Annotated in this window: 10 protein-coding genes and 1 pseudogene; 5 read left to right on the top strand and 6 right to left on the bottom strand. The window is 52.2% G+C overall.

The window, feature by feature from the left end; genetic code table 11:
* The 3 genes from KB213_RS11820 to KB213_RS11810 all read right to left on the bottom strand — a co-directional run.
* The coding region (locus tag KB213_RS11820) for an ABC transporter ATP-binding protein (protein ID WP_249110561.1) at positions 1-720 on the bottom strand (720 nt) is incomplete at its 3' end.
* A 144-nt stretch (positions 721-864) separates the two neighbouring features.
* Positions 865-1686 carry a hypothetical protein gene (locus tag KB213_RS11815; protein ID WP_211683411.1) on the bottom strand — a complete coding sequence of 274 codons (822 nt, stop codon included), beginning with the start codon at positions 1684-1686 and terminating at the stop codon, positions 865-867.
* A 557-nt stretch (positions 1687-2243) separates the two neighbouring features.
* Positions 2244-3341, bottom strand: coding sequence for a DNA cytosine methyltransferase (locus KB213_RS11810; protein ID WP_211683410.1), 1098 nt, complete (start codon positions 3339-3341; stop codon positions 2244-2246).
* Positions 3342-3454: 113 nt separating this feature from the next.
* On the opposite strand from KB213_RS11810, the gene KB213_RS11805 reads away from it, so the two are divergent.
* The 3 genes from KB213_RS11805 (at position 3455) to KB213_RS11795 (ending at position 5894) form a co-directional block, all read left to right on the top strand.
* Complete coding sequence (locus KB213_RS11805) at positions 3455-4558, top strand: restriction endonuclease, SacI family (RefSeq protein WP_211683409.1); 1104 nt, start codon at positions 3455-3457, stop codon at positions 4556-4558.
* Positions 4559-5157: 599 nt separating this feature from the next.
* Complete coding sequence (locus KB213_RS11800; RefSeq protein WP_211683408.1) at positions 5158-5448, top strand: transposase; 291 nt, start codon at positions 5158-5160, stop codon at positions 5446-5448.
* Complete coding sequence (locus KB213_RS11795) at positions 5445-5894, top strand: IS3 family transposase (protein ID WP_211683407.1); 450 nt, start codon at positions 5445-5447, stop codon at positions 5892-5894. The genes KB213_RS11800 and KB213_RS11795 overlap by 4 nt, the downstream gene beginning before the upstream one ends.
* Before the next feature lie 271 nt (positions 5895-6165).
* Here KB213_RS11795 and KB213_RS11790 read toward each other — a convergent pair whose 3' ends face one another.
* Together KB213_RS11790 and KB213_RS11785 are read right to left on the bottom strand one after the other, a co-directional pair.
* The gene (locus KB213_RS11790; RefSeq protein WP_211683406.1) at positions 6166-6519 is read right to left on the bottom strand and encodes a hypothetical protein; all 354 of its coding nucleotides are present in this window, start codon (positions 6517-6519) and stop codon (positions 6166-6168) included.
* Positions 6516-7178: a nucleotide-binding protein gene (locus tag KB213_RS11785; RefSeq protein ID WP_211683405.1), complete on the bottom strand. Its 663-nt coding sequence runs from the start codon at positions 7176-7178 to the stop codon at positions 6516-6518. The genes KB213_RS11790 and KB213_RS11785 overlap by 4 nt, the downstream gene beginning before the upstream one ends.
* Positions 7179-7407: 229 nt before the next feature.
* Here KB213_RS11785 and KB213_RS12890 point away from each other — a divergent pair.
* Positions 7408-8022 (top strand): annotated as a pseudogene (locus KB213_RS12890) (IS6 family transposase).
* Between the two features lie 665 nt (positions 8023-8687).
* On the top strand, positions 8688-9536 hold the full coding sequence (locus KB213_RS11770) for a replication protein RepA (RefSeq protein ID WP_346266715.1): 849 nt from the start codon (positions 8688-8690) through the stop codon (positions 9534-9536).
* Between the two features lie 292 nt (positions 9537-9828).
* Here KB213_RS11770 and KB213_RS11765 read toward each other — a convergent pair whose 3' ends face one another.
* Entirely contained in the window at positions 9829-10353 is a 525-nt protein-coding gene (locus KB213_RS11765; protein ID WP_211683398.1) for a DUF6609 family protein, read from the bottom strand.
* Positions 10354-10529 lie beyond the last annotated feature (176 nt).

Genomic DNA, 10529 nt, shown 5'->3' with positions numbered 1-10529 from the left:
TGATCCGGATCGTAAGCGGTTGATTGTCTGCCGCTCGAACGCTTGAGGATTGTGGGACGCGGCCCGCAGCATGCCCTCGTCCAACGCCAGTGCGACCTTGCCATCAGCGAGCATGAGACCGCTGTCGCATGCCGAGGCTAATGTGGCGAGGTCGTGGAGGGCGGTGATGAGCGTCAGGCCACGATCAACCATGTCACGAAGGGCTTCACGCAGGTCGAAGATCGCGACGGGATCGAGCCAGTTAAATGGCTCGTCAAGGATTACAAGGGAGTGGCCACTCACGAACGCTGCAGCGATTGCGATTCTTTGACGCATCCCCGCCGAACAGTCGCCAATCCAAAGATCTAGTAGAAAATCCAAGCCTAGCGCTTCATACAGCTTCCCCAAGCGGGAGCGGATGTCATCGACGCTCCCGCCGACGAGTTCGAGAACGTCGCGGCCACGCAAAGCATCCGGAAGCTTATCCGCAGGAGGGGAGAAACCGAAACGCAGTGCGCGAGCGGCACGGTCGGTGATCATCTCCTCAAAACCGATCCGGCATGATCCGCCTGCGAAAGGTAACCGGCCGGCAAGTGCCCTTAGCAGGCTGGTCTTTCCCGATCCGTTGGCGCCAATGACGCCGAACCACGACCCGGGCGAGACGGTCAAATCGACGTTCTGCACGACGTGCTGCCCGCTACGCTCGACGCTCACGCCTGTCAGTTTGACGGCGAAGTTCATGTTAGCAGCCATGTCTTCATCCGGCCGCGACGTTGTAGCTGCCAGAGCATGGCGAACGCGAGGACAGGCGAGGCTGCCGGGATTGAATAGGTAACCAACACGAGCAGACTTACGAAAAGGGAAACGAGAAAATCGGCGAACCGCTTAGTATGCAGCCGATAGGCGAGGACGCGCAACGTTAGGAGTAACAAGATGGCAACACAAGCGGCAGCGGCGATGCCGGCCGCGACCGACCCTAGCATGATCCAGCATCCCGGCACCGACACGGCAAAGAAGGTCGAGAGCCCCTTGGTGTGGCGAACGAAAATGCGCCGCGACCCGTGTTCGGAAAGCGTCATCGACGCCGGTCAGTGTCAGCGCGAACAGCATCGTGCTGATGCCGACCACCGCCATCAGTGCATTTGTGCCTATCGTGCGTACTGGTAACAACAGTAAGAGCAGGAGCAGGATCGTCGCGGTCGCCACCCCGGCGACTGGACGATGCAAGAACGCCCGAAGCGTCCATCCCGGTCGCGCCGTTCCGGCGATGCGCTTCGGCACCCTGACGCTTCCTGTCAGTCCGGCGATCAACACCCCGGTAAGATAGGCGGGCATGCTGATGCCCAGCAGCGCGGGGCGTACAATCATGGTTGCCACGGCCATAAGCGTCAGTCCGACGCCATGCCATGCCGTCCTGTAGCGTCCGCACGTATGCGAGCTCAGGGCATCGGCCGCGAGCAACCCGTCAAAGGCATGGAAAGCGAGACGCGCATTGACAAGACGTCCCGCCCCGATGCCGATCACCGTGCAAGCGGCGCAGCCAGTCCATGCCGCAGCCCTCCAGGGGCGGCCCGCAAACCACGCATGAGTGACGGCCAGTGCGACCAGCAATATAAATGCGGCGATCGCCCGCTCATGCCAGCCCGCGAATGAAACTCGGATCGTGTTCAAGGCGATCAGTCGATCCTGACGGAACAGGCGGTTCATTTTGTCTTGAGCCGGTCGAGCCGCCCGGACGCGGCGTCCTTATAAATATGTTCGGGATGGACAGAAGTCATGATCAGCGCGTCTCGCTGGAGGTCGTGTACCTGGCTGCCATCCGCTTTCGACACCCGTGTGTATCCGATCCGTGTTGTCACTGATACGTCCATTTAAGAAATCATAGTTCGAGCCGATAAAAACGGAGCAAATTATGTCACATAATCTACGTTTCACATACAGTTCTCTTTTGAGAAAATCTTACAGGCAATTCATATTGGGAAGCATAATTCCTCTAAAAAATGCCACCTGAATTAGAGCTAAACTTGGTGGAACAAAAACGCATATTTATATTATAAATTAATGGTTTATTAAAAATCCTATGTCGCGTTTGGTACCTTTGCGGGGACGAACCCAACTCTCCTTTTGACTGGTAACAAAAAGGGAGGCACGTCAGTAGAGCAGTTCATTCGTAATGAAAAAGTCGCCAGTTCGAATCCGGCAAGCGGCACCAAAAAAGCAAGAACGCAAGAGGATGCCTTCGCAGAGCACCCCCTTGCGGGTAGTCACGCGCACCGAAGCTCTAGCTCGTCATCTGTGCGGCGTCGAGCACCCGCAACCGTCGAACTTTCCGATAACAACTCCCAGACCACAGATGCAACCGCACCGGCCAGGGTGCATGGGACCGCGTTACCAATCTGCTTGAACACCGAACTCTGAGGCCCTACAAATCGATAGTCTTTGGGGAAGGTCTGAATGGCAATGGCTTCATCAACCGTGAGGCGCCGCAGTCTCTCGGGGACTGTTTGCCAATCAATCGGGTCTCCACCTGACATAAGGCTGGCGTGATAGTCTTCAACCCAAGGTTTTGCGTCTTCATACAGCGCAGCATCATCGATGATGGGAGTTCTGTTGCCTCCCATGCTGGCCGGCAAGGTAGAGGCGTGACCATCGAGATTGAGAGGGCGCCCCTGTCCGTTAAAAATCATGCCAGCATAAGGTGAGCGCCGAAGAACAGGCGCTGCCGCAGCTGTAATTTTTGCCTTGCATATTCTGTTGTTTGTTGGTGTCCCAATCTTTCCAACGCCGAGCAGGATGTCGCGCAATTTAGGGGCTACGCGCTTTCTAGCCTCAATGAGCGTCTTAAAGTGATTTGGACGGTCGAGGAATCCGACCAGAAACATACGTTCGCGCCCTTGAGGCACACCGAAATCCTTTGAGTTCAGCACAACCAATTCGACATCGTATCCGAGATTGATTGCCTCTTTGAAGAGTCCTTCTCTGACAGCTCGGAACTTTTCGAGTGTCGCAAGCGATTTGACGTTCTCCATAACAAAAGCCGCTGGACGAAGAAGCTTGACGGCATTCATGTAGGACCAAACAAGCTTGCTACGGGGATCGTACGCGTCCATCTTGCCGGCGACAGAAAAGCCTTGGCATGGAGGACCGCCAAAAAGACAAGCGACGTCCTGAGCCTTACCCAGCTCTTCAATCTCAGGCATAAGGTCATCGATGCTTCCATGATGAATCACGCCACCGTGGTTCAGGCGATAAGTCTCACACGCATCCTTGTCAAAATCGTTGGCCCAGACGACCTCGAACCCGGCATCTAGAAAGCCTACGTCCATGCCTCCTGCGCCAGTAAATAGGGATACAGCCTTCATCGAATTCCTCTCACAAAAACCATTTAATTTGTAGGGATTTTCCTTCCCAACATCTTGACTTCCAGCTCTGCTTCAGGCACCCTTTCAACCTTTATTTTAAGGAAGCAGCGCCCGTGGCTCAGGCAATTATTAACCATGAAGTCGCGCGCCGGGTGCTTTCCGATGCGATCGACGCAGGAAAGTCCGAGGGTTACCAGCCACGGCATCGGAAGGCGAGGGAAATCAGCGACGTGATGCTCGGTCGCCACCTGACCTACCGCTACATTCTGTTCACCAACCTTCTCGCAAAGGCCACCAGCGATGCTGCCAACGGCTTGGCACTTCAAGCTGGCGCCGACTTGAACGGTGCCTTTGATTCGCGATCGCTCTGTCACAAGGTTGTAGTTGATTTTGATCGCGATCCCAACCAGTTGGCCGGAAAGCTTGGGCGATCTAACGAACCATACCTGAACAAGCCTGCTCGCTACACCTCGCTCAGCACAGAAAACGCCGTACGTCGCGGATATGACCGGGGCATTCTTGAGAAGTGTATCGACATCCTCGGAGGACTGAGAACCCAAGCAGACGCACGGCAGGCTCTCGAGGACGCCATCCACTTCGTCATGCAACGCCAACCCCTCGTCGCCGAGGCCGCCGAGCTTGACGGTGATGCGAGTCTGCACAAGGCACTGGTCGAGTTCGCCCGAGCTGCCTTGGAACAGTCTTGCGAAGGTGAGTCGTGTGCGATCATGACTGGTCTCGCATTTTACCTCTTGGGGCGAGGGACCGGCAGAGACCTTGAGATCAAGGTTCATCCGACGAATCAAGCTGGCTCCTCGTCCAATGAAGTCCTTGATGTAGACGTGTACTCTGGTCATCACCTGGTCTATACGGCAGAAGTGAAAGACAAACTGTTCAACGCTAACGATGTAGGCCACGCCGCTGCCAAAGCCGCCGCAGCAGGTTTTGGCAGCTTCTATTTCGTATGTGGGCCAAGGTCGCAAGGAGCGATCCGTGGCAGCGAATTCGTGGGGCTAGAAGCAGACCAGCGAAATGTTCGTGTCTCCTTCGTAGACATCGAACAGTTTTTTATGACGTACTTGGGACTCGTGCCAGATGATCTGAATGTACCGGATGTGTGGGCGTTCACCGACAGAGTCATGATGAATGCTCGAGTCAAGGACGCGACGCTTACCCATATACTCTCGGCTGCCCGCTATGCCGGGCTTGTCAATTGAAGCCGTAGAGACGCAAAGATCGGAGCGTCTCGATTGTCTCGGGCTGAGAGTGGTTTCCGCTCTCAATGTTTTCTCCGCGTGCTGTGCTGGTAGCAGAAAAGCTATTAGGCCGCATTTCGCTGGACTTGAGAGTGGAGGGATGACAAGCCGAGTTCGCTGATCCGAGCTGATAGCGGACGCACGGTCTCACCAGACGGCCCGTGCCACATCCGGGCATGTCGGCCCTGATGCTGAGCAATCGATCCTCAAACGAGCCTCTGGGATTCGCCTGGAAAAAATCAAAGTGTTGGTATCTGTGCACTGCTAGTTAATGCACTATCGGGTTTGTCGGCGCCACCAGCCGCCGGCGAATCGGCCTTCGGTGCCCCAAACAGCCGAGACCTGCCCCGACTAGGCTGATGGGGATCACGGGTCCATCTCCGCGACGCACGGCGGGCAATCATTGCCCACCGCCTCAGGCCGTGGCCCGACTGTTCGACCGGAACCCGCGAGATGGCAAACCCCTACGTACCCAAGCAGCCCACCCCGAGCAGAGGTGGCCCCCGAAATTTAGACAATGAGTTAAGCTCGTTTTTCCTGAAGTAAGGAAGACGAACGAGATGAAGATATCGCGTAAGAATCACTCGGCTGAGTTCAAGTCCCGCGTTGCGTTAGAAGCGTTGAAAGAGACGCGTACGACGGCGGAGTTGGCGTCGCATTATGGCATTCACCCGACGCTGGTGCGGGCTTGGAAGCGAGAGGTTTTGAAGAATATAGGCTCCGTTTTCAGCGGTAAGACGGAGGCGGTAGAAGCCAATCCGAAGAGCGCGCAAGAGATTGAGAGACTACATGCCAAGATAGGGCAGTTGGTGGTGGAACGGGATTTTTTGTTGAAAGTGTCCGGACAGTGAGCGCAGAGCGCCGTCGGCAGATGGTGGGGCCGGATACGCAGCACCTTTCCCTGTCGCGCCAATGTCAGTTGGTGTCGCTCAGCCGTGCGGGGTTTTACGCGAAACCCAAGGGCGAAAGCACGCTGAACTTGACGCTTATGGCTTTAATTGACCGTCAGTTTCTGGACACACCGTGGTATGGCTCGCGGCAAATGATGCGCCATCCCCAGCGTGAGGGGTATTGTGTAGGGCGCAAACGCATCCGTCGTTTGATGTCTAGAATGGGGCTTACGCCCATTTATCAAAAGCCCCGTACGACGGTTCGACATCCGGAACACGCTGTTTTCCCGTATCTTTTGCGCCATGAGGTCATTGATCGGCCCAATCAGGTCTGGTGTGCAGACATCACCTATTTGCCGATGAAGCAAGGTTTTGGGGAGCATGAGGAATTGTGTGGCACGTCATGATTGATATTCAGAAAGTGATGTCCACGGCGAGGCGTAAATGACAAACGGAGCAGAGCCCCGACAAGGGCCGTTTCACCAGTGCCACACAATTACTCATGCTCTCCTTATATGTCATTATGTACATGTTATGGATTACAAGTAATTCTGCCTATTTGCTATTTTTGCTCTATCGCTTCAGGGTGGATTTGAATAAGGGGACGGATAACACCCATAAGCCCAGAAGCAGATAAAGGTACATGTAACTCTCAACATGTACCTTTATCTTAAAGATTTAGCGCCGGCGCCTTTTACGCTTATCCTCAATCAGATCAACCTCCCTCACTTCATACCCAGCTTCAGAGAGCGCCTTAAGAACAAGATATTGCTTTGTGACTTTGGCTTCCGCAGCCTTTAGCGATAGCTGTCGATCCACATACTCTGGGATAACCATCCGCAAAGATGTCATAGCAGGATCGGACTCATCTAATGATGTTTGTGCGCCCCATTTTGTGCCTAGTGCACGGCTGTTTTCTGAAACGCTACTGTCTTCGACAATCTGTGGGGCCTTGAGATCACGAAGATTAAGCCGCTTAGCCGGACGAGGCGTCAGCGCATCGGTGATGGGCGGTAGAGGCGATTTTGTCATCTGACACTCTCCGTTAGAGCAGACAGCTTCTCCAGAAGCTCCTCGGCAATAGCTTCTACATTCTGGGACGCGGGGGACACACCTGCACTTTCAACCGGGCTTGTGCCGGTGATGTGCATCTCTCTGAAAGCTGCTCTTTCCAACATCGCCGCCTTAAAAACTGGTACATTTTGCTGCTCTACACTCTCCCTAACATGCTTCGCTGCTCTGGACTCAAAACCAGGTAACACACGGCTCCAAATGAGAGCACGGGGAATATAGCTTCGTGCTAGGTCTTCTGCATCGTCAATCTGAGCGATAGTTTTAAATGCGTCTCGCACGTCCGGAAGGCTCGCTTGGCATGGCACAAGCACGAAATTGGAACGCTGCAGAGCCTTTAAGGCTAGGGTGGAGGAACCACCAGGAAGATCAATAATCGTCAGGTCACTCTCGCTTTCCGCAGTTCGCACCTCAGCCAAAATATTATGCTCGTCTATTGACGGCCTGACCGTGAGATTCTGCATCCCGCTTTTAGCCCCGAACTCGCTAGCGTGCTGATTTAAGTCACAGTCTAGAAGGCGGACCTTGTACCCCTTTTGAGCAAGAGCAGTTGAAAGAATGATCGACAAGGTGGTCTTCCCACACCCGCCCTTGGCCGAAGCTATAGATAAAACAGCCACAGAAATACCTCACAATAGAGCCGACACTTACAGATCTACACGTAGTGACTGACATGTCATTAGTTACATGTCAATGGTTACATGTTTTTTCTTACATGTGCTTATTTACATGTACATATAATACGCACCATTGCCAGATTGGGTGGTGATGTCACATTAACGTGCTCGTACTAGAGAGTGCGGATACACACATCCCCAGTGAGTTACAAACGGCAGTTTCCCGCGTGGATTGATAGCGCATGCGGTATGGCTGTATTTTCGTTTTCCTCTGAGCTTTCGCTTGATTGAGGAAATGCTGCTCGAACGTGGGATAATGATCTCGTATGAGACGATCTGTCGCTGGAGCCTGAAGTTTGGTGCGGCGTATGTCCGCAGCTTGCACCGCAAACGCGCCAAACGGGGCGATCTATGGCATTTGGACGAAGTCAGGATTAGTGATTGGCGGCCATGTTCATTGGCTCTGGCGTGCGGTCGATCAAGACGGTTACATTCTTGATGAAATCTTACAATAACGGCGCAATACCAAGGCCGCCAAGCGCGTACCCAAGGCGGATGATCACGGATAAGTTGAAGTCTTACGAGGCTGCAAAGCGTAAACTCGGTCTGTCTGTCCCGAAAAGGGCTGAATAATCGAGCAGAAAACAGTCATTTACCGCTCCAAAAACGGGAGAAAGTCATGCAGAAGTTCCGGTCTCCCGGCGATTGTCAGAGGTATGTCTTCATCTTCTCGGCCGTCCGTAATCTCTTCGTTCCACCCGCCGCTAACTCCAACGCTCTCACACGACACATTCATCGCCTTCAAGCTTTTGCTCAGTGGAAATCCGCGACCTCTCTCGCAGCCTGAATTCCCTCAAACCCATCCACACTCAAAGCAAAAAATTTAACGTGACATCACCCGTAACCCCGATAAAGCAGCAGAAACCATAGCACTTGCCTGGGTTCTACCAAAACGGCCGTGCATCTTGGTAAGCAGTTTGCAATGAGCGGGAACTCTGGCGACAAAAGGTCCCGTAAGGAGGGAACTCTAGCGACAAAACGTTTAATTTCCGCAAGAAGGCGCTCTGCTTAAATGACGACATGTCCGTGTTCCATCCCGATTCGGAGTCCATAAAGCGGAATAGTCTCAAAAAAACTTATCCCGAGAACTTTGACGACACCCATGGGTTATCCCGAGAACTCTACCGACGTTTTTGGGAACTCTAACGACAAAATCGGGAACTCTAGCGACAATATTAACGGAAAACTGCTATTTTTAAACGTTATCCCGAGAACTCTGACGTACCAAACTAATATCTCAATAACTATTATTCTTCTATTAGTTAGCACGAGAACAGTTCTCTTAGTTTATCCCCCTCGCACTGTCGCCAAAGTTCCCGCTGACAGATGCCAAACTCTTCGTCATAGTCCTTGCTCATGGGAGAAATACACAACCTCATTGAGACTAACGGCAGACAAGGAGCGCTTGCTCTCGATTACGACCGAAAAGTCGTAGATGCAGCTGTGTCGTATATGTCCAACGAGGACAACACGGTAAGTTTTCTCTACAGCGGTTTTGCACATGTTGTTCTCCCTCACAAACGCATTGCAAACGACGCCGCTTGGCAGGTATCAACAGACCGAGCGACAATGGTTGTTGAACCAGGGAGACGCCCCTCCCTAACTGGGACGCCTGAATATATAGGCGTTCCGTATGGTTCTAAAGCACGATTGATTTTACTTTATTTACAATCTGAAGCCGTAAAAACTCAAAGTCGACAAGTAGACCTAGGAGGATCATTTCGTAGTTGGATTAAACTCATGGGTATCCCTCAAGGGGGGAAGTCTATCGCTGACGTCCGTGAACAAGCAGAAAGAATTGCCAGATGTCGTCTAACCTTTGAATTCCAGAGCACTGGGAAATATAGTGGCATTATAAACCAAAATATTATTGATTCAGCACGGTTTTTTACGGATGCAGACGGACACGGCAGAACACGGCTTATCGACTCAGTCCAGTTATCAGAATTATTCTTCGAACAACTTATGAAACATCCTATTCCAATTGAGGAATCCGCCATCCGTTCACTAAATGGCCTTTCCCAGGCACTCGATATTTATTGCTGGCTAGCTTACCGCCTACACTGCTTGAGGATGCCAACTCCTATCACATGGGCGGCATTGAAGGCGCAATTCGGCCCCGGGGTAGAACGAATGGCCCACTTCCGCTCACAATTCCTGTCTAGCTTGCAAATGGCCTTAGCAGTTTACCCTGATGCAAAAGTCGACAGTAACCCACAAGGTCTCATTCTCTCACCGTCTAGATCGCCTGTCGCCCCAAAACTCTATGCCGTTAAAAACATTGGGGGAACAACTTCTTAAGTGTCGGTAAAGTTCCCATCATCAAGGTAGTCGCTCATGACGTGCCCCCGGGAATGTATCTATTTTAAAATAGAGTCCGTTGGATAAGGAACCGGACCTATGAAACGCTGTCGTTTTACGGAAGAGCAGATTATCAATATCTTGCATTAGCAGGCAGGCTGGGCTGAAAGTGCCGGATCTGTGCCGCAAACACGGTATGAGTAATGCCATGAACTGCCCCGGGTTTTCTGGAGACAAAAGGGGGTCGTTTGCGGTAGGGTTGCTGTGGGGCGCAACGGCACACGCTAAGTACCTAGCGGTTTGTTCGAAATATTGGACTTGAAAGCACCATACTGATACCCGCGATAAACTTGATAACACCATCTCCGAACAAGACGCCATCAGCATTGTATCCGTAATAAAACCAGCCTATCAAAGCATTAGATCCGCATAAAATAGTAAGTAGTACCGATGATAAACCATATGCAGGAAACATGATTACGAAGTGGACTGCCACTATCGCCAAAATAGATGACACGGTCTTTTGATCATTCAAAGTTTGTAATAGTGGCCAAGATTCGTAAAAAACGACGATTTCGACAGCTATCGCAGTCACGATGGAGATGATTTGCACTTTCGTTAGACTTGGAAGTTTATCGGCGAGCTTCCAGCTTATCATGAAAGTCGAGCCTCCCAAGACGAACCCGATGTCAACCAAAAGGCCCTGCGCACTGTGCATGAACGCACCCAACATGATGCATAAGCCCATTATTGTGATGAATGGACCACCTGCTGGTACTGCTTGATATCGATGGACATTATAAAATCGTTCGAACATGGCCGCTCACCTCCAGCCAAATTATGCCCAAAAACACCTTTAGTTATAATTGACGATTGTCACATAAATGGGCTGACATGGGGATCAGTGAGAGGATGATCGAAAACGTACGCTAAGCGACTGATCCGGATCGTAAGCGGTTGATTGTCTGCCGCTCGAACGCTTGAGGATTGTGG

Origin of the sequence: Neokomagataea anthophila (assembly GCF_018122595.1) — a bacterium.
GTDB classification, from domain to species: domain Bacteria; phylum Pseudomonadota; class Alphaproteobacteria; order Acetobacterales; family Acetobacteraceae; genus Gluconobacter; species Gluconobacter anthophilus.
This window is presented reverse-complemented; position numbering and strand designations above follow the sequence as displayed.